The sequence below is a fragment of the Burkholderia sp. FL-7-2-10-S1-D7 genome, assembly GCF_001524185.1.
Taxonomy (GTDB): domain Bacteria; phylum Pseudomonadota; class Gammaproteobacteria; order Burkholderiales; family Burkholderiaceae; genus Burkholderia; species Burkholderia diffusa.
In genome coordinates this window covers 1-26472 of record NZ_LOWY01000008.1, presented here as the reverse complement: position 1 = coordinate 26472, position 26472 = coordinate 1, and the positions used below count along the sequence as shown (strand labels likewise).

The 26472-nt window shown below is 66.6% G+C and carries 22 protein-coding genes and 1 pseudogene; 16 read left to right on the top strand and 7 right to left on the bottom strand.

What is annotated here, in order from left to right; all coding sequences use genetic code 11:
- The first annotated feature begins 38 nt into the window (after positions 1 to 38).
- From WS75_RS01170 to WS75_RS01150, 5 genes are all read left to right on the top strand, one after another.
- On the top strand, positions 39 to 575 hold the full coding sequence (locus tag WS75_RS01170; RefSeq protein WP_059678790.1) for a cytochrome b: 537 nt from the start codon (positions 39 to 41) through the stop codon (positions 573 to 575).
- A gap of 156 nt (positions 576 to 731) precedes the next feature.
- On the top strand, positions 732 to 1100 hold the full coding sequence (locus tag WS75_RS01165; RefSeq protein ID WP_059678789.1) for a DUF2946 domain-containing protein: 369 nt from the start codon (positions 732 to 734) through the stop codon (positions 1098 to 1100).
- Positions 1101 to 1183: 83 nt separating this feature from the next.
- Positions 1184 to 3316 (top strand): TonB-dependent copper receptor, encoded by a 2133-nt coding sequence (locus tag WS75_RS01160; RefSeq protein ID WP_059678788.1) that lies wholly within the window; start codon positions 1184 to 1186, stop codon positions 3314 to 3316.
- A 231-nt stretch (positions 3317 to 3547) separates the two neighbouring features.
- On the top strand, positions 3548 to 4642 hold the full coding sequence (locus tag WS75_RS01155) for a triacylglycerol lipase (RefSeq protein ID WP_059678787.1): 1095 nt from the start codon (positions 3548 to 3550) through the stop codon (positions 4640 to 4642).
- A gap of 3 nt (positions 4643 to 4645) precedes the next feature.
- Positions 4646 to 5680 (top strand): lipase secretion chaperone, encoded by a 1035-nt coding sequence (locus WS75_RS01150; protein ID WP_059678786.1) that lies wholly within the window; start codon positions 4646 to 4648, stop codon positions 5678 to 5680.
- Positions 5681 to 5689: 9 nt separating this feature from the next.
- Here WS75_RS01150 and pdxR read toward each other — a convergent pair whose 3' ends face one another.
- Positions 5690 to 7213: a MocR-like pyridoxine biosynthesis transcription factor PdxR gene (gene pdxR / locus WS75_RS01145; RefSeq protein WP_059678785.1), complete on the bottom strand. Its 1524-nt coding sequence runs from the start codon at positions 7211 to 7213 to the stop codon at positions 5690 to 5692.
- A 107-nt stretch (positions 7214 to 7320) separates the two neighbouring features.
- Between pdxR and WS75_RS01140 the strand changes: the two genes are divergently transcribed.
- From WS75_RS01140 to WS75_RS01120, 5 genes are all read left to right on the top strand, one after another.
- A complete protein-coding gene (locus tag WS75_RS01140; protein ID WP_059678784.1) occupies positions 7321 to 8412 on the top strand; it encodes an ABC transporter ATP-binding protein in 1092 nt (363 codons plus the stop codon).
- 78 nt (positions 8413 to 8490) lie between these two features.
- Positions 8491 to 9537, top strand: a complete 1047-nt coding sequence (locus tag WS75_RS01135; protein WP_059678783.1) for an ABC transporter substrate-binding protein — start codon at positions 8491 to 8493, stop codon at positions 9535 to 9537.
- A 102-nt stretch (positions 9538 to 9639) separates the two neighbouring features.
- Complete coding sequence (locus WS75_RS01130) at positions 9640 to 10896, top strand: ABC transporter permease (protein WP_059678915.1); 1257 nt, start codon at positions 9640 to 9642, stop codon at positions 10894 to 10896.
- Between the two features lie 46 nt (positions 10897 to 10942).
- Entirely contained in the window at positions 10943 to 11779 is an 837-nt protein-coding gene (locus tag WS75_RS01125; protein WP_059525632.1) for an ABC transporter permease, read from the top strand.
- Between the two features lie 241 nt (positions 11780 to 12020).
- Entirely contained in the window at positions 12021 to 13457 is a 1437-nt protein-coding gene (locus WS75_RS01120; RefSeq protein ID WP_082729458.1) for an MFS transporter, read from the top strand.
- An 80-nt stretch (positions 13458 to 13537) separates the two neighbouring features.
- On the opposite strand, the gene WS75_RS01115 is transcribed toward WS75_RS01120, so the two are convergent.
- A complete protein-coding gene (locus WS75_RS01115; RefSeq protein ID WP_059678781.1) occupies positions 13538 to 15277 on the bottom strand; it encodes a S53 family peptidase in 1740 nt (579 codons plus the stop codon).
- Positions 15278 to 15977: 700 nt separating this feature from the next.
- Here WS75_RS01115 and WS75_RS01110 point away from each other — a divergent pair.
- From WS75_RS01110 to WS75_RS01100, 3 genes are read left to right on the top strand one after another with little or no spacing between them, the layout of a single operon-like run.
- The gene (locus tag WS75_RS01110) at positions 15978 to 16301 is read left to right on the top strand and encodes an ArsR/SmtB family transcription factor (RefSeq protein ID WP_059678780.1); all 324 of its coding nucleotides are present in this window, start codon (positions 15978 to 15980) and stop codon (positions 16299 to 16301) included.
- Positions 16298 to 16729 carry an SRPBCC family protein gene (locus WS75_RS01105; RefSeq protein WP_059678779.1) on the top strand — a complete coding sequence of 144 codons (432 nt, stop codon included), beginning with the start codon at positions 16298 to 16300 and terminating at the stop codon, positions 16727 to 16729. The genes WS75_RS01110 and WS75_RS01105 overlap by 4 nt, the downstream gene beginning before the upstream one ends.
- Positions 16726 to 17157: a DUF1801 domain-containing protein gene (locus WS75_RS01100; RefSeq protein WP_059678778.1), complete on the top strand. Its 432-nt coding sequence runs from the start codon at positions 16726 to 16728 to the stop codon at positions 17155 to 17157. Before WS75_RS01105 ends, WS75_RS01100 begins: the two co-directional genes overlap by 4 nt.
- Positions 17158 to 17280: 123 nt before the next feature.
- Here WS75_RS01100 and acnA read toward each other — a convergent pair whose 3' ends face one another.
- The 5 genes from acnA to WS75_RS01075 form a co-directional block, all read right to left on the bottom strand.
- Entirely contained in the window at positions 17281 to 19998 is a 2718-nt protein-coding gene (gene acnA / locus WS75_RS01095; protein ID WP_059678777.1) for an aconitate hydratase AcnA, read from the bottom strand.
- 300 nt (positions 19999 to 20298) lie between these two features.
- Positions 20299 to 21750: a bifunctional 2-methylcitrate dehydratase/aconitate hydratase gene (locus WS75_RS01090; RefSeq protein WP_059678776.1), complete on the bottom strand. Its 1452-nt coding sequence runs from the start codon at positions 21748 to 21750 to the stop codon at positions 20299 to 20301.
- Between the two features lie 29 nt (positions 21751 to 21779).
- Positions 21780 to 22295, bottom strand: coding sequence for a hypothetical protein (locus WS75_RS01085; protein ID WP_059678775.1), 516 nt, complete (start codon positions 22293 to 22295; stop codon positions 21780 to 21782).
- Between the two features lie 223 nt (positions 22296 to 22518).
- Positions 22519 to 23523, bottom strand: coding sequence for an HpcH/HpaI aldolase/citrate lyase family protein (locus WS75_RS01080; protein WP_059678774.1), 1005 nt, complete (start codon positions 23521 to 23523; stop codon positions 22519 to 22521).
- A 184-nt stretch (positions 23524 to 23707) separates the two neighbouring features.
- Positions 23708 to 24694, bottom strand: coding sequence for a malate dehydrogenase (locus WS75_RS01075; protein ID WP_006487742.1), 987 nt, complete (start codon positions 24692 to 24694; stop codon positions 23708 to 23710).
- A 288-nt stretch (positions 24695 to 24982) separates the two neighbouring features.
- On the opposite strand from WS75_RS01075, the gene WS75_RS01070 reads away from it, so the two are divergent.
- From WS75_RS01070 to WS75_RS33200, 3 genes and pseudogenes are all read left to right on the top strand, one after another.
- Complete coding sequence (locus tag WS75_RS01070) at positions 24983 to 25813, top strand: GntR family transcriptional regulator (RefSeq protein ID WP_082729457.1); 831 nt, start codon at positions 24983 to 24985, stop codon at positions 25811 to 25813.
- Positions 25814 to 25983: 170 nt separating this feature from the next.
- Positions 25984 to 26400, top strand: a complete 417-nt coding sequence (gene sdhC / locus WS75_RS01065) for a succinate dehydrogenase, cytochrome b556 subunit (protein WP_059601793.1) — start codon at positions 25984 to 25986, stop codon at positions 26398 to 26400.
- A 4-nt stretch (positions 26401 to 26404) separates the two neighbouring features.
- Positions 26405 to 26472 (top strand): annotated as a pseudogene (locus tag WS75_RS33200) (succinate dehydrogenase, hydrophobic membrane anchor protein); the annotation flags it as partial.

Sequence of the window (26472 nt, the reverse complement as noted above, 5' to 3'; positions counted from 1 at the left end):
CTGCCCCGCATACCACACGAGCAATTTCGAGACACAGCATGAAAAACATCCTCGCGAAACAGACGCGCTACAGCTCACCCGCGATCTTTTTCCACTGGGCCATCTTCCTGATGGTGGCGCTGGCCTATCTGGCCATCGAGATTCGCGGACCGAAAGGCAGTGACAGTCGCGTGTTCTGGATGAACGTGCACCTGCTGGCGGGTACCTGCGTGCTCGTGCTGTCGGTGCTGCGCGTGCTATGGCGGGTGATCAGCCGCGTGCCGGAAGCCATTGAGCAGGCGACGCTGCTCAAGTGGATGTCGAAGCTCGCTCATTTCGCGCTGTATGTATTCATCATCGCGCAGCCGCTGCTCGGCATCATGATGGTCAACATGGGCGGCAAGCCCGTGTCGCTCGACTGGATCGGCGTGTCGTTGACGCTGTTCGGCCCGGACAAGGCGCTGCGGCCGACGATCAAGGAAGCGCACGAACTGATCGGTAACGCGTTCTACTTCGTGATCGGCCTGCATGCGCTGGCCGCGCTTTACCACCACTTCATCCGGCGCGACAACGTGCTGCGACGCATGGCACCGTGATGGCCGCACGCTGAAGCCGCGCAGCAGCCGGGGGCGCATGGTTGTATCGACAACCATGCGCCCCCGGTCCGTTTACCGCGATGCACGACTGGCCATCGCGGCGAACATTCTGTAACATCTCGGCTGCTTTTACATTCCGCTTACGCATCACCGCGCATGCTGCACCGACATCGTCACCTGACCGCCTGGCTCGGCGTGTTCGCGATCTGGCTCGCGATCGCGGCGCCGCTGGTGTCGCAGTGGCGCATCGCGCAGGCGGTCGCCCCCGACGCAATCGTCTGCAGTGCAGAACATGGCGCACACCGCGCGCCCGATGCGGGCCGCGCGCACAACCATGCACTGCATCTCGATGCGTGCGGCTATTGCGGCTTCTTCGCGCACAGTCCCGCGATCGGCGGCGCGGCCGCCGCATCGTTCGTCTTCGTCCCCCCTCATGCCGTTTCCGCCACCGCGCCGCATGCGGTCGCGGCACGCGCCGACTGCTATCCGCGCGCGTATCCACGCGCACCGCCCGAGCGCGCCTGACGCGCTGTCTTCCGTTCCATTCATCGCCGATATCCGTGCGGTCCGTCGAGGTCGCGTGGAGGGCGTCACTCGGGCTTTCGATCATGACCATTCTTTCCTTGCGCGCGCCGAGGGCGGCGCGCCATTCCCGTGCGCGGCGCGTGCCGCGCATGCTGAAACTCACTGTTCCCGCGCTGGCCGTCGGCGCGATGACCGCGGCCGCGGCCGCGACCGAATCCGCGCAGGCCGCCGGTGCGCCGACGGACGACGCGGCCGCGCTGCTGCCGCCCGTCGAGGTCGTTGCGTCGCCGCTGACGACGCCGCTCGTCGTCGTCACGGATCCGAAGACGCCGCGCCAGCCGCTGCCGGCGAGCGACGGCGCGGACTACCTGAAGACCATTCCCGGCTTCACGTCGATCCGCAGCGGCGGGACGAACGGCGACCCCGTGCTGCGCGGGATGTTCGGGTCGCGGCTGAACATTCTCGCGAACGGGATGCCGACGCTCGGCGCGTGCCCGAACCGGATGGATGCGCCGACCTCGTATATCGCGCCGGAAAGCTATGACAAGGTCACCGTCGTGAAGGGCCCGCAAACCGTGCTGTATGGCCCTGGCGCATCGGCCGGCACCGTGCTGTTCGAACGCGTGACGCCGCGTTTCGACCGCCCCGGCATGCGTTTCGACGGCAGCCTGGTCGGCGGATCGTTCGGCCGCAACGACCAGAACGTCGACGTGACGGCCGGCACGCCGGATGTCTACGGCCGCGTGACCGCGAACCATGCACATGCGCAGGACTATAAGGACGGCAACGGCAACACCGTACCGTCGCAATGGGACAAGTGGAACGCGGACGCGGCGCTGGGCTGGACACCCGACGATCACACGCGCGTCGAACTGACGGCGGGCACCGGTGACGGTTATGCGCGCTACGCGGGGCGCGGCATGGATGGCGCGCATTTCCGCCGCGAGACGTTTGGCCTCTCGTTCGACAAGCGGCATCTCGGCGACGTGCTCGACCGGATCGAAGCGCGCGTGTACTACAACGAAGCCGACCACGTGATGGACAACTACACGCTGCGGCAGCCCGACCCGACCAGCAGCATGCCGATGCGAATGGCATCCGAGGTGCGGCGCCGCACGCTCGGTGCGCGGGCGGCCGCGACGTTCCGTTTCGGCGACGATTTCAAGCTCGTGACCGGCGTCGATGCACAGTCGAACCGGCTCGATGCCCGCTCGGCGATGGGGCGACAGAACTACGGCGACCAACCGTGGGATGCGCAGGCGACGATGTGGAACGCGGGCGCGTTCGGCGAGCTGACGTGGTATGCGAGCGATGCGTCGCGCGTGATCGGTGGCGCACGGGTCGACTACGCGAGCGCGCGCGACAAGCGTGCGACGACGAGCGGGATGATGGCGAGCAGGCCGAACCCGACCTTCGACGACGATCGCGCGCGCGTGCTGCCGAGCGGTTTCGTGCGGTACGAGCGCGATCTCGCGGCGCTGCCGGTCACCTGGTATGCGGGGATCGGTCACGCGGAACGCTATCCGGACTATTGGGAGCTGTTCTCCGCGAAGCGCGGGCCGGCCGGTTCGATCAATGCGTTCTCGGCGGTGCAGCCGGAGAAGACCACGCAACTCGACATCGGCGCGCAGTACAAGAGCGACCGGTTCGATGCGTGGGTGTCGGCCTATGCGGGATATGTGCAGGACTACATCCTGTTCAACTACGCGGCCGGGATGATGGGGCCGACCACGCAGGCGACCAACGTCAACGCGCAGATCATGGGCGGAGAAGCCGGCGTGTCGTGGCGGCCGGTCGCACCGCTGCGCGTCGAGACGTCGCTCGCGTACGCGTGGGGGCGTAACGCGACGAGCGGCGACCCGCTGCCGCAGATGCCGCCGCTCGAGGCGCGCTTCGGGCTCGAATATACGCGCGGCGCATGGTCGGCCGGCGGACTGTGGCGAGTCGTTGCGCCGCAGCATCGCTATGCCCTGAACGAGGGCAATGTGGTGGGCAAGGACTTCGGTCCGAGCGCCGGCTTCGGCGTGCTGTCGCTGCATGCGCAGTACAACCTGAGCAAGAAGGTGCAGATCTCGGTCGGCATCGACAACGTGCTGGACAAGGCCTACACCGAGCACCTGAACCTTGCCGGCAACGCGGGCTTCGGCTATCCGGCGAACGCGCCCGTGATGGAGCCGGGGCGCACGGCATGGTTGCGTGTGAGCGCGAAGCTGTAACGCGCGGTGCACGTGTGCGATGCAGCATGCGCACGCGTGAACGCAGCCCCGCCCGAACGGGCGGGGCGCGTCAACCGATTAGAGAACCGTATCTAGTCAGGGCGCAAACGTTCGCGACTCGTGATTCACTCCCGCATTCGACGCACACGTTGCCCGCGACCGTTCGCGACCTGCCGTGCGCGTCGATCCGATCTCATTCGCACCGGCAACACAATAATCAGGAGAACATGCATGGCCAGATCGATGCGTTCCAGGGTGGTGGCAGGGGCAGTGGCTTGCGCGATGAGCGTCGCGCCGTTCGCGGGGACGGCCGCGCTGATGACGCTCGCGACGACGCACGCGGCGATGGCGGCAACCGCGCCGGCGGACGACTACGCGGCGACGCGCTATCCGATCATCCTCGTGCACGGGCTCACCGGCACCGACAAGTACGCGGGCGTGCTCGAGTACTGGTACGGCATCCAGGAGGACCTGCAGCAGCATGGCGCGACCGTCTACGTCGCGAACCTGTCGGGATTCCAGAGCGACGACGGGCCGAACGGGCGCGGTGAACAACTGCTCGCTTACGTCAAGACGGTGCTCGCCGCGACCGGTGCGACCAAGGTGAACCTGGTCGGTCACAGCCAGGGCGGCCTCACGTCGCGCTATGTCGCGGCCGTCGCACCCGATCTCGTCGCGTCGGTGACGACGATCGGCACGCCGCATCGCGGCTCGGAGTTCGCCGACTTCGTGCAGGGCGTACTCGCCTACGATCCGACCGGATTGTCGTCCTCGGTGATCGCGGCGTTCGTCAATGTGTTCGGTATCCTGACGAGCAGCAGCCACAACACCAACCAGGACGCGCTCGCCGCACTGAAGACGCTGACGACTTCCCAGGCCGCCAAGTACAACCAGAATTACCCGAGCGCGGGCCTCGGCGCGCCGGGCAGCTGCCAGACGGGTGCGCCGACGGAAACCGTCGGAGGCAATACGCACCTGCTGTATTCGTGGGCCGGCACGGCGATCCAGCCGACCGTCTCCGCGTTCGGCGTGACGGGCTCGACGGATACCAGCACGATTCCGCTGATCGACCCGGCGAACGCGCTCGACTTGTCGACGCTTGCGTTGTTCGGCACGGGCACGGTGATGATCAATCGCGCCTCGGGCCAGAACGACGGGCTCGTGTCGAAGTGCAGTGCGCTGTACGGAAAGGTGCTGAGCACGAGCTACAAGTGGAACCATCTCGATGAGATCAACCAGTTGCTCGGCGTGCGCGGCGCGAATGCGGAAGATCCGGTCGCGGTGATCCGCACGCATGCGAACCGGCTGAAGCTCGCGGGCGTGTGATCGATGACGGCACGTGAAGGATGCGCGCCGCTCGCGCGACGCGTTGCGGTCTACGGCGCGGTGGGGCTGGCGGCGATCGCCGGCGTCGCGATCTGGAGCGGCACGGCATCGCATCGCGGCGCCGACGCGGCGCATGTGTCGGCCGGCGCGGCCGTGCTCGGCGGCACGAGCGCCGCGCCGCCGCAGGCCGCACTGCCCGCGAGCGCTGGACTGCCGCCGCCGCTCGACGGTTCCAGTGCGCCGAGGCTGCCGCTCGATGCCGGTGGCCATCTCGCGAAGTCGCGCGCGGTGCGCGATTTCTTCGACTACTGTCTGACCGCGCGGAGCGACCTGAACGCGGCCGCGCTCGATGCACTCGTCGTGCGCGAGGTCGCCGCACAGCTCGACGGCACGGCCGCGCAGCGCCAGGCGCTCGACGTCTGGCATCGATATCGCGCGTATCTCGACGCGCTGGCGAAGCTGCCGGAGGCGGGCGCGGTCGACAAGTCCGATCTCGGAGCGCTGCAGCTCGCGCTCGATCAGCGCGCGTCGATCGCGTCGCGCACGCTCGGCGATTGGAGCCAGCCGTTCTTCGGCGCGGAGCAGTGGCGGCAGCGCTACGATCTCGCGCGGCTGAAGATTGCGCAGGACCGCACGCTGACGGATGCGCAGAAGGCGGAGCGGCTCGCAGCGCTCGCGCAGCAGATGCCCGCCGACGAACGCGCGGCTCGGGAGAAGGCCGACCGGCAGCAGGCCGCGATCGACCAGATCGCGCAGCTGCAGAAGAGCGGGGCGCCGCCCGATTCGATGCGCGCGCAACTGACGCAGACACTCGGCCCCGAAGCCGCCGCGCGCGTCGCGCAGATGCAGCAGGACGACGCATCGTGGCAGAGCCGCTACGCCGACTATGCGGCGCAGCGTGCGCAGATCGACGCGGCCGGGTTGTCGCCACAGGATCGCGACGCGCAGATCGCCGCACTGCGGCAGCGCATGTTCACGAAGCCCGGCGAAGCGATCCGCGCGGCGTCGCTCGACCGCGGCACGGCTGCCGCGCAATGACGCACGCGGTCATGCGGCGCGCGTGAAGTGCCGCGGCAGATGCTGTTCGATGGTCGCCGCGAGCGTGTCGAACGCGGGCCCGATGCCTTCGTGCGCGACGCACGCATAGCCGAGCAGCAGCCCGCGCCGCGCGGTGTCCAGGTTGCTGTAGTAGCTGGTCAGCGGGCGCACGATCACACCCGCGTCGAATGCGCTTTGCGTGACCGCGCGATCGTCGCACGTGTCGGGCAGGCCGAGCACCAGATGCAGGCCGGCCTCGTCGCCCATCACGGGCAGCGCGTCGCCGAAGCGCGCGTGGATCGCATCGATCAGCAATTGCCGGCGCTCGCCGTACAGCGTGCGCATCCGCCTGACGTGTGAAGTCAGGTGCCCATCCATGATGAATTCGGCGAGCACGGCCTGCTGCATCAGCTGGCCCTCGCGATACAGTTCCGACAACCCGGTGCGGAACGTGTCGACAAGATGCTCCGGCACGACCATGTAGCCCATCCGCAGGCCCGGGAACAGCATCTTGCCCAGGCTGCCGACGTAGATCACGCGGCCGCCGTCGTCGAGCCCCTGCAGCGACGCGAGCGGGCGGCTGCCGTAGCGGAATTCGCTGTCGTAGTCGTCCTCGATGATCCAGCAGCGGTGCTGGCGCGCATACTCGAGCAGCATCCGGCGCCGAGCGAGGCTCATCACCATCCCGAGCGGATACTGGTGCGACGGCGTGACAAGCACGAGCCGCGGCGGATGCTGCATGTCGCTCGTGCTCGGATCGATGCCTTCCTGGTCGACCGGCACCGGCGTGAGCGCGAGGCCGGTCGCCTGCAGCACGCTGCGCACGCCCCAGTAGCACGGCTCCTCGACCCACGCACGATCGCCGATGTCGGATAGCAGCCGCACCGCGAGGTCGATCGACTGGTGGATGCCGGTCGTGATGATCACCTGGTCCGGCGAGCATTTGACCGAGCGCGCGACGCGCAGGTAGTCGGCGAGCGCACGGCGCAGCGGCCGGTAGCCGCCGCCCGGCGCATAGGTCAGCAATTCGGGATTCGCTTCTTTCCACAGGCGCGCCTGCAGGCGGCTCCATGTCCGGCTCGGGAATTCCGACACATCCGGCACGCCCGGCATGAACGCGCCCCACTGGCGCCGCGACACGCCCGCATGCTCGATCAACTGCCGGCCCCGCATCGACAGGCTGCCTTGTGCGTCCTGCTGCGCCGCCGCACCGGCGTCGGACGGCGGCGGCGCGGCGCCCGGCACGCGGATCACGGCCGCGTCCGGGCGCGTGTCGGCCACGTAGGTGCCGCTCCCGGTCGTCGTCAGCACATAGCCTTCGGCCGTCAGCTGGTCGTACACGTGCAGCACGGTATTGCGCGCGATCGACAGGTCTGCCGCGAGGGTGCGTGAACTGGGCAGCTTTGTCCCTGGCCCTAATTCTCCGGTAAGAATCGCTTGCTGCATCAGTTGCAGCAACTGCCGGTACATCGGCTCGGACGAACTGCGGTCGAGACGGGCGGAGAGCCAGTCGGCCAGGATCACGGTATCCAAAGTGGTCCTACTAGTAATATTGAAATGGTTCCCTATTGTAGAACCGTACGCACCGTATAGTGGGCCCATCTCAAAAACGTTTGTCGCGCAGCAAGGGGACAGCCACGATGAAGTCCGATGATGTGATCGTCAGCTTTCGCGGCGTGCGGAAGACCTACGACGGCGAGACGCTGGTCGTCAAATCGCTCGACCTCGACATCCACCGAGGGGAATTCCTGACGCTGCTCGGGCCGTCCGGCTCGGGCAAGACCACCTGCCTCATGATGCTGGCGGGCTTCGAGTTTCCGACGGGCGGCGAGATCCGCCTCGACGGCGAACTGTTGAACACCGTGCCGCCGCACAAGCGCAACATCGGCATGGTGTTCCAGAACTACGCGCTGTTTCCGCACCTGACGGTCGAGCAGAACGTCGCGTATCCGCTGTCGGTGCGCAAGCTGCCGGCGGCCGAGCGCGCGGAGCGCGTCGCGCATGCGCTGAAGATGGTGCAGATGGAGCGTTTCGCGAAACGCTATCCGGCGCAGTTGTCGGGCGGCCAGCAGCAGCGCATCGCGCTCGCGCGGGCGCTCGTGTTCGAGCCGAAGCTCGTGCTGATGGACGAGCCGCTCGGCGCGCTCGACAAGCAGTTGCGCGAACACATGCAGTACGAACTGAAGGCGCTGCACGAGAAGCTCGGCGTGACCTTCGTCTACGTGACGCACGACCAGGGCGAGGCGCTGACGATGTCCGATCGCGTCGCCGTGTTCGACAAGGGCATCGTGCAGCAGCTCGATACCGTCGACCGCCTGTACGAATCGCCGTGCAACGAATTCGTCGCGAACTTCATCGGTGACAGCAACCGGCTGCGCGGCACCATCGCGCGCGTCGACGGCGAATTCTGCGAATTCCGGCTCGACGACGGCACGCAGCTCGTCGGTCGCCGCATCGGCGACGCAGCTGAAGGCGCGCCGGCCGTCGCGTGCATCCGCCCCGAACGCATGAGCCTCGCGAACGGGCACGCGACCGGCACCGCCAACCGCGTGACCGGCGAAGCGCGCAGCCTCATCTATTTCGGCGATCACGTGCGCATGCGCTGCGCGCTGCCGGGCCAGGATGAGTGCTTCGTGAAGGTGCCGCTCGGTACGGGCGCGCTCGATGCGTTCTCCCCCGGCGCGCCGGTATCGCTCGCATTCGCGCCCGAGCATCTGCGCATATTCGCCTGACGCAGGGTTTTCCCGTTTTATCGCAGTACGTCGTCAACAACAACTGCCCACTTCCACCACGAGAGGAGAGGAACCACCATGAACGGAGCAAGCTCTACCGCGCGTCGCACCGCGCTCGCACTGGCGCTCGCCGTCGTCGGCGCATCGGCCACCGCGGCCGAACTCACGGTCGTCAACTTCGGCGGCGCGAACGGCGACGCGCAGAAGGCCGCATTCAACCAGCCGTTCGAAAAGGCGACCGGCAACAAGGTCACGGCCGTCGAGTACAACGGCGAGCAGGCGAAAGTGAAGGCGATGGTCGAGGCGAAGCACGTCAACTGGGACGTGGTCGAAGTCGAATCGGGCGACCTGAACCGCGGCTGCGACGAAGGGTTGTACGAGAAGCTCGACTGGTCGAAGATCGCGAAGAAGTCCGACCTGATTCCCGAATCGCCGCAGGTGTGCGGCGTCGGCTTCTTCGTGTGGTCGACCGCGCTGTCGTACAACGCGGACAAGCTGAAGACCGGGCCGACCGGCTGGGCCGATTTCTGGAACGTGAAGAAATTCCCCGGCAAGCGCGGCATGCGCAAGGGCGCGCGCTACAACCTCGAGTTCGCGCTGATGGCCGACGGCGTCGCGCCGAAGGACGTGTACAAGGTGCTCGGCACGAAGGCCGGCCAGGACCGCGCGTTCAAGAAGCTCGACGAGCTGAAGCCGTACATCCAGTGGTGGGAAGCGGGCGCGCAGCCGCCGCAGTTCCTGGTGGCCGGCGACGTCGTGATGTCGACCGCGTACAACGGCCGTATCGACGCCGCGCAGAAGGAAGGCAAGAACCTGAAGGTCGTGTGGAACGGCAGCATCTACGACCTCGACTACTGGGCGATTCCGAAGGGCTCGCCGAACAAGGCGCTGGCCGAGCAGTACATTGCGTACACGCTGACGCCGAAGCCGCAGCAGGCGTATGCGCAGCACATCGCGTACGGCCCCACGAACGTCGCGGCGATCAAGTCGCTCGACGCGAAGACGCTCGCGAACCTGCCGAACTCGCCGGCCAACGGCAAGAACGCGGTGCTGGAGGACATCGGCTTCTGGACCGACCACAGCGACGAGCTCGAGCAGCGCTTCGCCGCGTGGGCGGCGAAGTAACCGCTACTCAGGTGTCCTGATGCAACCTGCCGCGCGGCGCATCGATTGCGTCGTGCGGCATTCCGCCGGATCGAGCCCGGCCGGAGAGAACCGTTGAACACGATGACGATCGCTCCTTCCTCGCCGTCGTCAGCCGCGCTCAAGCGCGAGCTGAAGGCCGCCGAGGCCCGCAAGCGCACGATGGCGTTGCTGCTGATCGCGCCGCTCGCGATCTTCCTGCTGCTCATTTTCGTCGTGCCGATCGGCACGCTGCTCACGCGCGCGGTGCAGAACCCCGAGATCGCGGCCGCGCTGCCGAACACGATCGCCGCGCTGTCGGGATGGGACCGCAAGGCCCCGCCGGCCGACGCCGCGTACGTCGCGCTCGCGGCCGACATGACGAAGGTCGCCGACAGCGAGGCGATGGGCGCACTCGCTCGGCGCCTGAACACCGAGATTCCCGGCTACCGCTCGCTCGTCGCGAAGACGGCGCGCGCGATGCCGCTGAAAGGCGACAACGACGCGGCACTGACGCCCGCGCAAACGCGCGCGAAACTGATCGACCTCGATTCGCGCTGGGGCGACGTTGCGTACTGGCAGTCGATCGCGAAGAACGGTAGCCAGTTGTCGCCGTTCTACCTGCTCGCCGCGCTCGACCACAAGCAGGACGGCTTCGGCCAGATCGTGCGGGCCGATCCCGATCAGTCGATCTATCTCGCGATCTTCGGCCGCACGTTCGTGATCGGCGTCGCGGTCACGCTGTTCGCGCTGTTGCTCGGCTATCCGCTCGCGTACTGGATCTCGACGCTGTCTGAGCGCCGCGCGAACCTCGTGATGATCCTCGTGCTGATTCCGTTCTGGACGTCGGTGCTCGTGCGCGTCGCCGCGTGGATCGTGCTGCTGCAGAGCGAGGGGCTCATCAATACGGCACTGATCGGCAGCGGGCTGATCTCGCATCCGCTGACGCTGCTGTTCAATCGCGTAGGCGTGTACATCTCGATGACGCACATCCTGCTGCCATTCATGATCCTGCCGCTCTACAGCGTGATGAAGTCGATCCCGCCGACATACCAGCGCGCGGCCGTGTCGCTCGGTAGCCATCCGTTCGCCGCGTTCTGGCGAGTGTACGTGCCGCAGACCTATCCGGGCGTCGGCGCCGGCGCGCTGCTCGTGTTCATCCTGGCGATCGGCTACTACATCACACCCGCGCTGCTCGGCGGGCCGAACGACCAGATGGTCAGCTACTACGTCGCGTACTTCACGAACGTGACGATCAACTGGGGCATGGCGTGCGCGCTCGGCGGGCTGCTGCTCGCGGCGACGCTGGTGCTGTATGCGGTGTACGGGCGCTTCACGCGCACCAACGTGAGCCTCGGCTGAGCGCCCGGGCAGCAACACGCAAAGAAACGGGAAGGGGATGCCGACCATGAAACTCGCCAGGCCGCTGTTCGCGCCGCACATGTCGTTCGTCGAGCGCGCGTGGTATGTCGCGCTACGCGTGCTCGTCGTGCTGACGCTGCTGTACCTGATCCTGCCGGTGCTTGCCATCGTGCCGCTGTCGTTTTCGTCGAGCACGTTCCTCGTCTATCCGATTCCGGGCTTCTCGATGCGCTGGTACGAGAACCTGATCGCGTCGGACGAGTGGCGGATGGCCGCGAAGAACAGCTTCATCGTCGCGCCGTCGGCGACCGTCGTCGCGACCGTGCTCGGCACGCTTGCCGCGATCGGCCTCACGAAGGCGGACTTCCGGGGCAAGGGGCTCCTGATGGCCGTGCTGCTGTCGCCGATGATCGTGCCCGTGGTCGTGGTCGGCGTCGGCATGTACCTGTTCTTCGCGCCGCTCGGCCTCGCGAATACCTACACGGGGCTGATCGCCGCGCACGCGGCGCTCGGCGTGCCGTTCGTCGTGACGACGGTGGCCGCGACGCTGCAGGGCTTCAACCAGAACCTGGTGCGCGCGAGCTTGTCGCTCGGCGCGAATCCCGTCACGACGTTCTTCCGTGTGACGCTGCCGGTGATCGCGCCGGGCGTGATGTCGGGTGCGCTGTTCGCGTTCGCGACGTCGTTCGACGAAGTCGTCGTCACGCTGTTCCTCGCGGGCGCGGACCAGACGACGCTGCCGCGCCAGATGTTCACCGGCATTCGCGAGAACATCAGCCCGACGATCGCCGCGCTCGCAACGATCCTGATCATCTTCTCGACGAGCCTGCTGCTCGCGCTCGAATGGCTGCGCGGCCGCAACGCGCGACGCGCGGTGTCTTGACGGCCGGCGCCGCAGCGGCCGCCGTATCGTCGATCGTTGCGGTCTCAACGATGCCGCGCCCTCGACGCGGCGCACGGAAGCTTTCGTTTCGCTGACTGGCGACGCGGTTGCCTGCACGCTCGATGAGGCTCTGCAACAATACGGCTCGCGATGCCGCGCGTTCCGTTCTTGCAGCAGGGGCGCCCGGTGCCGCGCCGCTCAATCCGCGACGCCGCGCGTCGCTCGTCAGCCGAGCCTCATCTTGTCCGAATTTGCATCCCCTGCCGGCGCCCCGGAGCCGGCCGTCAACTGGCGCGCGATGTCCGCCGTGCTGCTGGCCGTCGCGCTCGCGACGCTCGACACGGCGATCGCGAACACCGCGCTGCCCGCGATCGCCACCGACCTGCACGCGTCGCCGGCCGCGTCGGTGTGGATCATCAACGCCTACCAGCTCGCGATGGTCGCGACGCTGCTGCCGTTCGCGTCGCTCGGCGACATCGTCGGTCACAAGCGCGTGTATGTCGCGGGCCTCGCGGTGTTCACGCTCGCGTCGCTCGGCTGCTCGCTCGCGGCGACGCTGCCGCAGCTGACAGCGGCGCGGATCGTGCAGGGCTTCGGCGCGAGCGCGATCATGAGCGTCAACATCGCGCTGATCCGCGGCCTGTTTCCCGCGCACCGGCTCGGGCGCGGCGTCGGCTTCAACGCACTGGTCGTCGGCGTGTCTTTCGCCGTGGGGCCGACGATCGCGTCGCTGATCCTGTCGGTGGCGGCCTGGCCGTGGCTGTTCGCGGTGAACGTGCCGCTCGGCGTGCTCGTGCTTGCCGTGGCGATTCCGTCGCTGCCGCAGACTGCGCGCGGCAAGCATGCGTTCGATCCGCTCGCCGCGCTGTTCAACGTGATCACGTTCGCATCGCTGATCTTCGCGCTCGGTGAATTCGCGCAGCGCGGGCCGCTGTCCGTCGTGTTCGCGGCTGCCGCGGTCGCGCTCGTGTTCGGGGCGCTGCTGATCCGCCGCCAGGCCGGGCACCCCGCACCGATGCTGCCGGTGGACCTGTTCCGCCGGCCGGTGTTCACGCTGTCCGCGCTGACGGCCGTGTGCGCGTTCGCCGCGCAGGGGCTCGCGTTCGTATCGCTGCCGTTCTACTTCGAAACCGTGCTGCATCGCGACGCGGTGGAGACTGGCTTCCTGATGACGCCATGGTCGGCGATCGTCGCGCTCGCCGCGCCGATCGCGGGCCGGCTGTCCGATCGTTATCCTCCCGGATTGCTCGGCGCGATCGGGCTCGCACTGCTGAGCGCGGGAATGGTGTCGCTCGCCGCGCTGCCGGCGGCGCCGAACGTCGTCGACATCGGCTGGCGGATGATGCTGTGCGGCGCGGGCTTCGGTTTCTTCCAGTCGCCGAACCTGAAGGCGTTGATGTCGAGCGCGCCGCCCGAGCGCAGCGGCGGCGCGAGCGGCATCATCGCGACCGCGCGGCTGATCGGGCAGGCGACCGGCGCGGCGCTCGTCGCGCTGTCGTTCGGGGTCGCCGGGCGTCACGGGCCGACGCTCGCGCTGATGCTCGGTGCGGGCTTTGCCGGCGCCGCGAGCGTCGCGAGTGGGTTGCGGCTCTTCGCGCCGTCGCATCGGGCCGGCGCGCCGGTCGCATCGGTCGCCGCGGTAGAGGCGACGCCGGCGCAGGAGCGGGCGACGGAGTAGCTCCGTGCGCGCCCGCTGCCCGCGCGTTTCCCGGCCGGCGTGCGGCAAGCGACCGCCGCGCGCCGGCCTTCGCATCACGCTCAGAAGCCGCCTGTCTTGATCAGCTTGTTGAGGTTCGCGATGTTCAGGCTGCCGAAGCCGGTCGTCAGATCCCAGCCGGTGCCTGCGTTGTAGCCGTACCCCTGATAGCCGTTGTTTCCCGACACGACGTCATAGCGCACGAGCGACGGGTTCGACGGAATGTCCGCATAGAACTTGCCGGCCGGGAAGCCGAGGCCCGTGCCGTTCGCCGCGAGCAGACGCGCCCAGAAACCGGTGAAGATCGGCGCGGCGAGGCTCGTGCCGCCGATCTGCTGCAGCTGGCCATAGTTGTAGATGTACGCGCCCGTGCTTTGCGCGGCATCGAACGACACGTCGGGCAACTGACGATTGCTGCCCGACTGCCACGCCGGTGCCGGCAGGACCGTGCTGACGCCGCCGCCCGTGGCCCACAGCTTGCCGTTCTCGTCGAGCCCTTCATTCCACACCGTTTCGTTCGAGAATGCGCCCGCCGACGTGGTGTACAGCGTCGTGCCGCCGATCGCGAGCACGTGCGGCGATGCGGCCGGCCACGACACCGTGTAGTTCGCGCCGTCCGGATAGCCGCGGTTGTTGCACTCGTACACGCCTTCGTCACCCGACGATACCGAGAACGTCTGGCCCTGCGCGGCAGCCGTCGTGAAGATTTGTTCCTCGGCGTCGATCGTGCCGTCCGCGTTCGCGTCGGTTTCGCACCAGCCGAGCGACACGTTGATCACCTTCGCGGTGTTGTCCGACACCGCGCGGTTGAACGCCCGTGTGAGGCCCGTGTTGCCGGCGGCGTTCAGGTCCGCCATGTAGAACACCAGCTTGCCGACCTGGCCGCCGGCCGAGCCGACGATCGACTGGCTGTCGAGATCCCATTCGCCCTGGCCGTCCTGGTCGTCGCTGTAGCTGCCGCTCGTGCCGGTGCCGTTGGTCTTGACGGTCTGGGTCGTGACCGTGCCGTAACCGTTGCTCGACGTGAACTGCTTCAGGTCCTGCAGTGTCTGCGACACGCCGCCGATCGTGATGATGCCGACGGTCACGCCGGCCGCGGTCGGCACGCCGGTCGCGTTGTAGAGGCCCGGGAATTCCTTCGGATAGTGGCCGGTGGCCGTGCCCGCCGCGAGCGCCTGCGGCTTCGCCACGTTGCCGATGCGCAGCATCGGATGCGCACGCGCGACGTTCTGCAGCCCGAGCACCGAACCGACGACGTCGCCGAGCGCGCGTGGCACCTGTGCGGTCGACGCGTTCGCGAAGCCCGAGCGGCCCGCGTACTGGAAATGCACGAGCGACGTGTTGAACGCGGTCTTCACGGTGCCGGCCGTGCCGCGCGCGGACACCAGCAGCCGGTTCGGCGCGACCTCGATGTTCACGAAGCCGCTCTTGCGCAGATAGTCGACGACCGACTGCACCTGCGCGTCGGTCGGCGCGTAGCTGGCGAGGAACTGCTCGTGCGTCAGGTACTGGCGGTAATGCGCGTTGCCGGGCCGGTTCACGTCGTGCGCGAGCTGCTTGAGCTGCGCGGCATTGCGCAGCTTCAGGCTGACGACGATGTCGGTCGTCTCGCCGGCCGCGAGTTCGAGCGACGGCGCCGCGCTGCGCGCCATAAGTTGCGGTCCGGTCAGAAAGGCCTTCGTGTGGGTATCGACCCAGTCCGTCGTCGCGTGTGCGGCGCCGGCGGCGAGCACGAGCGGCCACACGCACGCAAGGCGGCGGGGCGACGGAAGGGGCAGGGCAAACCGGGCGTTCCTTTTCATCGGGAGTCCTTTTTAGGAGAGACGACGTTGCTGGAGCCCCCGGCCCTTGTGGGGCCGCGAGCGGTGACGAGCGTAGGGCGTCGGTGCCGTTCCGGTAGCTGCCAGTTTCCATAGCTGTCAGTTCTGACATCGGCGTGTTCGCGCGCACGTGCCGGCGTCGTCGGTGCACGCGGCATCGGTGCCGGCAAAGGGAACCGGTTCGCGACGCGATCGCGGTGCGGCCGACGACGTTTGCACGCATGACTCGTTCGTTGCGGTATCGGAATGCGCGCGATTGCGGAGCGAATCGCGGCGAGAGCGCTTGGCGTGCAACCGGGTACGGGTGCGCCGCGCGTTGCACTATGTGGTCAAGCGCCGCCATGATGCCAACGCGACGACGCCTCGATGCGCGGATGCACGAAAAAGGGGCCGGTCGATCGCGAGCGTTTCCCGAACTGTGGAACAACGCGTCGCCGAGTCTTGCAGCGTGCTTTCGGTTCGCGGGTCAGGTGCGCGGATTAGAGTGAATGCTCGAATGCGGACGATGGCGCCAACTTGGCGCACGCCGGATGTCCATCGCGAGCCGGTTCGTTGCCGCTCGGCTCGCTCCGGCGAACGAGCGCGCTGCGGGATCGAACGATGTCGCCGCGAAACGCTTCCTTGACGCGTTTCGTTCGGCGACTATTCTTCAATCCATAACCATCGGGTTATTGATTCGAACATGCAAAGCGCTCACGACATGCTTTTCAGGACACTTGCCGATCCGACGCGCCGCGCGCTGTTCGAGCGGCTGTGCGAGGAGGGCGAGTTGACGGTCGCCGCGCTCACGGCCCATGCAGGCGTGTCGCAGCCGGCGGTATCGAAGCATCTGGGCGTACTGAAGCAGGCCGGGCTCGTGAGCGACCGTCACGAAGGCCGGCAGACGCACTACAGCGCGCAGCCGCAGGCGCTGACTCCGCTGATCGACTGGACCAGCCAGATGGCCGGCTTCTGGCAGACCCGGTTCGACGCGCTCGAAGATCTGCTCAAAAGGATGGATCAATGAACCAGGCCACTACCGAAACGCGCTCCGTCGTCGTCGAACGGGAACTGTCGCATCCGCCGGAGAAGATCTGGCGTGCGCTCACGCAACCGCACCTGATCGAGGCGTGGCTGATGCAGAGCGACTTCGAACCCGTCGCGGGCCGCGCGTTCAGCTTCCGCGCGGACTGGGGTTCGGTCGACTGCACGGTGCTGACGATCGAGCCGCAGCGCGTGCTGTCCTATACATGGGCCGCGTATGGGCTCGAAAGTGTCGTCACGTGGACGCTCACGCCGACGCCGCGCGGCACGCTGCTGCGCATGGAGCAGGCCGGCTTCCGCGCGGATCAGGAACAGGCGTATCGCGGTGCGCAGCACGGCTGGGTACGGTTCTTCGAATCGCTCGAACAGGTGCTGGCGCGGCCCGATGGAGAACCGGAGGCCGGGGCATGAGCGCATCGGACCTGGAGCCGTCGGCACGCATCGACGCGCTGATCGCGGGCATCGCCGACTGGCGAGGCAAGACGTTCGCCGCGCTGCGCGAGACGATCCTTGCGGCCGAAGACGGCATCGTCGAGGAATGGAAATGGATGGGCAGCCCGGTGTGGTCGTGCGACGGGATGATCGCGGTCGCGAATGCGCACAAGGGCAAGGTGAAGCTGACGTTCATGCACGGCGCGCACCTGCCCGATCCCGATGGCCTGTTCAATGCGGGCCTCGAAGGCAATGCGCGGCGCGCGATCGATTTCTTCGAAGGCGACCGGATCGACAAGCGGGCGCTTAAGGCCCTCGTGTGCGCGGCGATCGAATACAACCGCACCCGCCTGAAGAAGAACACGCGAGGAGCGGGCGCGAAGGCGCGCGGCGACAAGGCGGCGTGACGCGCCGGACGAGCGACGGCATCGCGTAGCGAGCAGGCAAAAAAAAGCCCGACACGAGGTCGGGCATCCAAATCGGCCGCAACCGCCCGCGAGGCGGCTGCGGCACCTGCAACAGCAGGGCGCTTACGCTGCGAGCAGCGAGCGCAGCACGAACGGCAGGATACCGCCGTGCTTGTAGTAGTCGACTTCGATCGGCGTGTCGATGCGCAGCAGCACCGGTACGCGGGTCGCTTCGCCGTTCTTGCGGTGGATCACGAGCGTGACGTCCTGCTGCGGCTTGAAGTCGTCGCCGAGGCCTTCGATGTCATAGGTCTCCTCGCCGGTGATGCCGAGCGACTGGACGCTGTCCGAGCCCTTGAACTGCAGCGGCAGCACGCCCATGCCGACCAGGTTCGAGCGGTGGATCCGCTCGAAGCTGCGTGCGATCACGGCCTTCACGCCGAGCAGTTGCGTGCCCTTCGCGGCCCAGTCGCGCGACGAGCCCGTGCCGTACTCTTCGCCCGCGAACACGACGGTCGGCGTGCCGGCGTCGACGTACTTCATCGCCGCATCGTAGATCGACAGCTGTTCGCCGCTCGGCTGATGAATCGTCAGGCCGCCTTCGACGCGCGTGCCGTCGGCCTTCGCCGGGATCATCAGGTTCTTGATCCGGACGTTCGCGAACGTGCCGCGCATCATCACGTCGTGGTTGCCGCGGCGCGAGCCGTAGCTGTTGAAATCGGCCTTCTGCACGCCGTTTTCCTTCAGCCACTTGCCTGCCGGCGAGTCTTCCTTGATCGAGCCTGCCGGGCTGATGTGGTCGGTCGTGACCGAGTCACCGAAGATGCCCAGTGCGCGCGCGCCCTTGACCGTCGGGATCGAATCCGCCGGCTCCATCGAGAAGTCGTTGCCGAAGAACGGCGGCTCGGCGATGTAGGTCGACTTCGGCCAGTCGTAGACCTGGCCCGTTTCGCCTTCGATCTTGCTCCAGAGGTCGCCCTTCTTGGTCAGCTTCGAGTAGTTGTCCTCGAATTTCTTCGGGTCGAGCGCGAACTTGAGCAGCGCGTGGATTTCCTCGCTCGTCGGCCAGATGTCGCCGAGGTAGATGTCGTAGCCGTCCTTGCCCTTGCCGACCGGCTCGGTCATCAGGTCGCGCGTGATGTTGCCGGCGATCGCGTAGGCGACGACGAGCGGCGGCGACGCGAGGAAGTTCGCGCGGATGTTCGGGTGGATACGCGCTTCGAAGTTACGGTTGCCCGACAGCACCGCAGCCGCGACGATGTCGTTCTTCATGATCGCTTCGTTCAGTTCCGGCGTCAGGTCGCCCGCGTTGCCGATACAGGTCGTGCAGCCGTAGGCGGCGACTTCGAAGCCGAGCTTCGCGAGGTAGGGCAGCAGGCCCGTCTTCGTCAGGTACTCGGTGACGATGCGCGATCCCGGCGCGAGCGACGTCTTGATGTGCGGCGCGACGGTCAGGCCGGCTTCGACGGCCTTCTTCGCGAGCAGGCCGGCGGCCAGCAGCACGCTCGGGTTCGACGTGTTCGTGCACGACGTGATCGCGGCGATCAGCACGTCGCCGTTCTTCACGTCGACGCCGTTGCTCGTCGTGTACTGCGCGTTCAGGTCGTCCGCCTTCTTCGCGAAGCCGTTTTCCGCGACCGGCTTCGAGAACAGGTCGGTGAACGTCGACTTGACGTTGCCGATCTCGATGCGGTCCTGCGGGCGCTTCGGGCCGGCCAGCGACGGGGCGACCGTTGCCAGGTCGAGCGTCACCGTCTTCGTGTAGTCGATGTCGCCGGCCTTCGGAATGCCGAACAGCTTCTGGGCCTTGAAGTAGTTTTCGAACGCGGCGATTTCGGCCTTCGTGCGGCCCGTGCCTTCGAAGTACTCGATCGTCTTTTCGTCGACCGGGAAGAAGCCCATCGTGGCGCCATATTCCGGCGCCATGTTGCCGATCGTCGCGCGGTCCGGCAGCGACAGCGACTTCGTGCCCTCGCCGAAGAACTCGACGAACTTGCCGACGACCTTCTCCTTGCGCAGCATTTCGGTGATCGTCAGCACCAGGTCGGTGGCCGTCACGCCTTCGCGCAGCTTGCCCTTCAGCTCGACGCCGACGACGTCCGGCGTCAGGAAGTACACCGGCTGGCCGAGCATGCCGGCTTCCGCCTCGATGCCGCCCACGCCCCAGCCAACCACGCCGATGCCGTTGATCATCGTCGTGTGGCTGTCCGTGCCGACGAGCGTGTCCGGGTAGTACACGGTGTCGCCGCCGTCCGCCTTCTTGTGGACGCCGCGCGCGAGATACTCGAGGTTCACCTGGTGGACGATGCCGACGCCCGGCGGCACGACCTTGAACGTGTCGAACGCCTGCATGCCCCACTTCATGAACTGGTAGCGCTCGTTGTTGCGCTGGAATTCCAGCTTCATGTTCAGGTCGAGTGCGTCCTTCTGGCGGAAGTAGTCGATCTGGACCGAGTGATCGACGACGAGATCGACCGGGACCAGCGGCTCGATCTTCTTCGGGTTCTTGCCCGAACGCTCTGCCACACCACGCATGGCCGCGATGTCGGCGAGCAGCGGCACGCCCGTGAAGTCCTGCAGCACGACGCGCGACACCACGAACGGAATCTCGTCGACGCGCTTCGCGGTCGGCTTCCAGTTCGCGAGCTGCTCGATGTGTTCCTCGGTGATCTTCTTGCCGTCGTAGTTGCGCAGCACGGACTCGAGCACGATGCGGATCGACACCGGGAGGCGCTCGATCTTCGTCTTCAGTTCCTTGCCGAGCTGCGGCAGCGAGTAGAACTTGCCTTTGCCGGAACCGCTGTCGAATTCCTTGAGGGTCTTGTGGAGATTGTGGGCCATGGTGATTTTCCTGGGTTTAAGGCTAGGAAACAAAGAGTCCTGTAAATGACCTGGGGGCTGTTTGCGGATGAAACGGACAGGCGTTGCCCCGAGAAAGGCCGCTCGCGAGGACTGCGACGCAGCGAACGGCCTTTCTCGGGGCAGCCCCAAATTTAAACTTTATTCCATGGGAATGACCCAAATCGGCCACATGACGGCGTCGTTCGTCACTTGTTCGGCACGGCCAAACGGCGCTCCTCACTTCCTGTCCTGCGACCGATTTGGGGCATTCGCATGTCCGTTTCATCCGCAAACAGTCCCCTATATCACATACAAGTCGACGTACTCATCGACCGGCATCGCTTCGAGCTTTGCCTGGTCCAGCGACACGTCGAGAATCGCTTGTTGCTGCTTTGCCGGGAAGCGCCGGGCGAGGTTGGTCCTGAACTTCTCGACCAGGAGCGGGATGCCGTCCGCACGGCGTCGCTGATGACCGATCGGGTATTCGACCGCCACTTCGGCAAGCTTCGACCCATCCGCGAATTCGATCGTCAGCGCATTCGCGATCGATCGTTTGGCCGGGTCATGGTAATCCTTCGTGAACTGCGGATCCTCGACACACACGGTTTTTGCGCGCAGCGCGTCGATGCGCGGATCGGCGGCAACCGTGTCTTCGTAATCGGCCGCGGTCAGCCGGCCGAACAGCAGCGGCACGGCGACCATGTACTGGATGCAGTGGTCGCGGTCGGCCGGATTGGAGAGCGGACCCTGCTTGTCGATGATGCGGATCGCGGCCGCGTGCGTGCGGATCGTGATCCGGCTGATCTCGTCGGTCGTGCGGCCCGCCGCGGCGAGCTGCGCGTGCAGCTTCAGCGCGGCCTCGGCGGCCGTCTGCGCATGGAATTCGGCGGGGAACGCGATCTTGAACAGCACGTTCTCCATCACGTACGTGCCGTACGGGCGCTGGAAGCGGAACGGCTGGCCGCGGAACAGCACGTCGTAGAAGCCCCAGGTTTTCGCGGTGAGCGCCGACGGGTAGCCCATTTCACCCGTTTTCGCGATCAGCGCGAGGCGCACCGCGCGGGACGTCGCGTCGCCGGCCGCCCACGACTTGCGCGAACCGGTGTTCGGCGCGTGGCGATACGTGCGCAGCGCGTGGCCGTCGACGAATGCGTTCGATACCGCGTTGATCAGCTCGTCGCGCGTGAGTTCGAGCAGACGGCCGACGACGGCCGTCGACGCGACCTTGACGAGCAGCACGTGGTCGAGCCCGACCGCGTTGAACGAATTCTCGAGTGCGAGGCAGCCCTGGATCTCGTGGGCCTGGATCATCGCGACGAGCACGTCGCGCATGGCGAGCGGCTTCCTGCCGGCCGCGACGGCCGTGCGGGAGAGCCAGTCGGCCGTCGCCAGGATTCCGCCGAGGTTGTCGGACGGATGCCCCCATTCGGCGGCGAGCCAGGTGTCGTTGAAGTCCAGCCAGCGGATCATCGCGCCGATGTCGAACGCGGCCTGGACGGGATCGAGCTGGAAGGACGTGCCCGGCACCTTCGCGCCGTTCGGCACGATCGTGCCGGGCACGACGGGGCCGAGCAGCTTGGTGCAGGCAGGGTAGGACAGCGCCTCGAGTCCGCATCCGAGCGTGTCGATCAGGCAATGACGCGCCGTCTCCAGCGCGAGGGCGCTGTCGATTCCGATGTTCAGCACGTAGTCGACGATATCGACGAGTACCGTATCCGGAGCGGGGCGGACGTTGGAGACCGAGGCGGACATCGAGGGGCCTGGTAGCGGAAAACGCGCGCTTAGTTCGTTGCCGGCTTCAGCTCGTTCGATTGCGTCGGAGCCGGCGTGCCTTGCGCCATTTCCGGCGTCACGCATTCGTCGGCGAGGCGCTCGCCGCCGTTGGCGTCGGAGAACAGCATCGCCTTGCTCGGAATCACGATCAGCTTGAAGCCAGCTGCCGGATCGTAGAACGTGTCGGCGCCCGTCGTCGTGGCCTGACGCGGCAGCTTGTAGTTCTTCTTCGCCCAGTGAACCGTGACGACCTGGTCGCGCTTCATGTCGCCGGCGAGGTCGAACGACAGGCCTTCCTTACAGGACCACTTGACCGCGCCGTCCGGTACCGGATCGACCTTTGCAGCTGCGCGTGCCTGCGCCTTCTTGCTGCGCGGGATGATGCGCTTGGCCGGCGCCGGGCGCTTGGCCGTTGCCTTCTTCGCGGTCGTGGTGGCCGTACCCTGGGCAAACGCGCTCGGAGCCGACACCAGCATCGTGGCGGACAAGGCGCCGATGGCGGTAGCGATCAGGAGTTTCTTCATGGAGTCAGAACCTTTCGATAATCAGTTGACAAGGGCCGGCAATCGAAGCTGCCGGCCGGTTTGAAACTGCACGCGCCCCGGAAGCGCGCAGCGGCCGCTATTTTCACCTATTTGGCCGCGCATATTTCAGGTTTTCGGGCTCCGTTACGTTTTTTGTCGTTTCGCAAACCGGTCTCGGGTTCACGCTCCAGTGAATCGATGAAATGCGTGTGTCGGCGCGCGCTCACCGCCCGTCTCCGGCGGCCGGGCCGAACAGCGGCGCAGCCTCGGCCGGCACCGGCTGGCCGGTCGCCCGTGCGCGGCGCAGCACCGACCAGTAATAGCGGTAGCTCGCGCGGTCGTGCAGTGTATCGCCGTGGCGCGTCGGGCCCCAGTCTGCGGCCTGCGCGGCCAGCAGGATCTCGGCGGCCAGCGCGACTTCATCGGTGCGCGGCGCGAATGCGTCGACGATCGGGCGGATCTGCGCGGGATGGATGCTCCACATCCGCGTGAACGCGAATTCGTCGCGCGCGCGGCCCGCGTCGCCGGCGACGACGGCCATGTCGCGCACTTCCGTCGTCACGTTGTGCGACGGCGTCTTGCCGTGCGCGTGGCAGGCCGCGGCGATTTCCAGCTTCGCGCGGCGCACGAGCGGGTGGTCGAACTGGCCGGGCGAGCGCATCGCCGCATCGGGAATCGCGCCGTGATGCGCGGATACGAAGTCCATCAGCCCGAAGCTGAGCGTGCCGACCAACGGCAGCGCGGCGAGGCTGGCCGCCTGCGCAAGCGCGCCGTGCGTCTCGACCAGCACGTCGACCGGGATCGGCTGCGCGAGGCCGAGCTCGCGGCGCGTGCCTTCGATGAACGCGATCATCTCGGCCGCGTCGGCGGCGCTCGCGATTTTCGGCAGCGTGATGTAGGCCGGCGCGCGCGCGGCGCGCAGCACGATGCGCACGTCGTCGCGCCAGTGGGGGTGGGAAAAGTCGTGGATGCGGACGCCGACGCGCCCGAAGCGGTTCTCGGCGCTGCCGAGGAATTCGGCGACGAGTGCCGCGTGCGCGGCTTCCTGGCCGACGGCCGCGCCGTCCTCGCAGTCGAGCGTGATGTCGAACACGGGGCCGAGTTCGGCCTGGAGCGCGAGCGACTTGCGCATCAGCTTTTCGCTGCCCGCGTAGTGATCGCAGCAGGGCAGGATCGCGGGCGGGGACGCCCCGTCGTACAGCACTTGTGCAGGAGTGAGCGCGGACATCTCTTCTACGTCAAGGGGGCGGGCAACGTGGAGAAAATCGGATTCGGGCACGTTCTGGGCCGGCGCGCGGGGCGCCTGGAGCGGCAAAACGTGCCCGGATCGGATCGGGCGGCGGGGCCGGCTGCCGGCCCGCCGCCCGTGCCGTGACCGGGCCGCCCGGAGGCGGCCCGGCCGTGCAGTCTGCTTAGTTCTTCAGCAGGTGGGCGACGCCGTCGCGCTCTTCGAGCAGTTCAGCCAGCGTGCCGTCCATCTTCTCGCGCGAGAATGCGTCGATTTCGAGGCCTTCGACGCGCTTGTACTCGCCGTTTTCGCACGTGACGGGCACGCCGTAGATGATGTCTTCGGGGATGCCGTACGAGCCGTCCGACGGGATGCCCATCGTGACCCACTTGCCGTTCGTGCCGAGGACCCAGTCACGCACGTGGTCGATCGCCGCGTTCGCTGCCGACGCTGCCGACGACAGGCCGCGCGCTTCGATGATCGCCGCGCCGCGCTTGCCGACGGTCGGGATGAACGTGTCGCGGTTCCACACGTCGTCGTTGATCAGCTTCAGCAGCGATTCGCCTTCGGCGGTCGCGAAGCGGAAGTCGGGGTACATCGTCGGCGAGTGGTTGCCCCACACGGCGAGCTTCTCGATCGATGCGACCGGCTTGCCCGACTTCGCTGCGAGCTGCGACAGCGCGCGGTTGTGGTCGAGGCGCAGCATGGCCGTGAAGTTCTTCTTCGGCAGATCCGGTGCCGACTTCATCGCGATGTACGCGTTGGTGTTCGCCGGGTTGCCGACGACCAGCACCTTCACGTCGCGGCTCGCGACTTCGTTCAGCGCGGCGCCCTGGACCGTGAAGATCTCGGCGTTCGCCGACAGCAGGTCCTTGCGCTCCATGCCCTTCGAGCGCGGACGTGCACCGACCAGCAGCGCGACGTCTGCATCCTTGAATGCAACCTTCGGATCGTCGGTGATCACGACGCCCGCGAGCAGCGGGAACGCGCAATCGTCGAGTTCCATCACGACGCCTTTGACGGCGGCTTGGGCTTGCGGGAGGTCGAGCAGTTGCAGGATGACCGGCTGGTCCTTGCCGAGCAGGTCGCCGTTCGCGATGCGGAACAGCAGGGAGTAAGCGATTTGACCTGCGGCGCCGGTGACGGCAACGCGCTTTGCGGGCTTAGCCATTGAAAATCTCCAGGACGGGTGAAGCGGTGGACGCTAGGCAAAACGCCATTCTATGCGCGTTACGCGTAGCGTTGCATTGAAGCAGGGCGGAGGACTCGCGAAAGGCAGACGCGGTGAACCTGGAGACGGCCGTGGCACGTAGCCGGGGACGCGTTTTGCACCCGCGAACCCTTGCTCGCCCCGGAGTGTAGGAGCCGACGGGCCCAAAGTCAAACGGTATCATATGTCTTATATAAGACAGATGTTTTGCGGAATTTGAGTGGACGGAAAAGCGCGGTTTGTGATGAAATGCGCGCCATGACATCGAACCAGGCGAACAACGCGAATCCGACCGGCGCAGGCGGCCCAGGGCAGCCGGGCGCGGCCGATTCCGTGCCGGCGCCTGTCGCGTCGCCGTCGCCATCGCCGACCTTCAGTCCGTTATACCAGCAGATCAAGTCATTGATCACGCAAAGCCTGGAATCGGGCGAGTGGAAGCCGGGCGAAATCATTCCGAGCGAAGTGGAGCTCGCGGCCCGTTACAAGGTCAGCCAGGGCACCGTTCGCAAGGCGATCGACGAACTGGCCGCGGAAAACCTCGTGGTCCGGCGGCAGGGCAAGGGTACGTTTGTTGCAACGCACAACGAAGATCGCGCGCAGTTCCGCTTCCTGCGACTGCTGGCCGACGACGGTGCCGAGCATCCGCACGTGAGCCGCCTGCTCGAATGCCGGCGCCTGCGCGCGCCGGCCGAGATCGCGCGGCAGCTCGAGCTGAAGCCGGCCGACCCTGTCGTGCAGGTGCGCCGCCTGCTGGAGTTCGAGAACGAAGTGACGGTGCTGGACGAGATCTGGCTGCCGGGCGCGATGTTCCGCGGGCTCACGTTCGAGCGGCTGAGCGAGTACAAGGGGCCGCTCTACGCGATGTTCGAGACGGAGTTCGGCACGCGGATGATCCGCGCGACGGAGAAGATCCGCGCGGTGGCGGCGGAGCCGGCGGTGGCCGACCTGCTGCATGTGCCGGCCGGTTTTCCTTTGCTGTCGGTCGAGCGCGTGTCCTATACATACGGAGACCGGCCTGTGGAAGTGCGGCGAGGCTGGTATGTCACAACCGGGTATTACTATCAGAATGACTTGAGCTGACGACGTATCGGCACAAGCAGCGTGCGCGCGGACTCCCCATGTTCGCGTAGCATGTTTCGGGCCGCCTTTATTCCCGTTCGCGTAATGATCCAGAGCAGACTTTCGCTGCAGCGCGATATAAAAAGGCGCTAAAATCGCGGATTAGTGTGACAACATAGTAGGGGTCTAGCATGACTGACGCAGTAAGAAAGCCGAGGCCGGAATACCGGAACATCGGATTCGGCGATATCACGATGAAATATCGCATGCCCTTGGCGGCGATATTGTCGATCCTCCATCGAGTCAGCGGCGCGCTGCTGTTCCTGTTCCTGCCGTTCCTGCTGTTCCTCTTCGATCAGAGTCTCACCTCCGAGCTCAGCTTCGAAGTCTTCAAGGCTTTCCTCTCCAACATCGTCGTCAAGCTGATCGTCCTCGCGCTGTCCTGGGCGTTTCTCCACCATTTCTGCGCCGGCATTCGCCACCTGCTGATGGACGTCAACCACGACGCCGTCTCGAAGGAAGGCGGCAAGCGGACGGCCGTCGTCGTCTTTGTCGTCTCGATCGCGCTGACGATCGCCATGGCACTCAAACTGTTCGGAGCATTCTAAGAAAATGGCAGCCAATAACCGAATCGGCTCGAAGCGCCTCGTCGTCGGCGCTCACTACGGCCTGCGCGACTG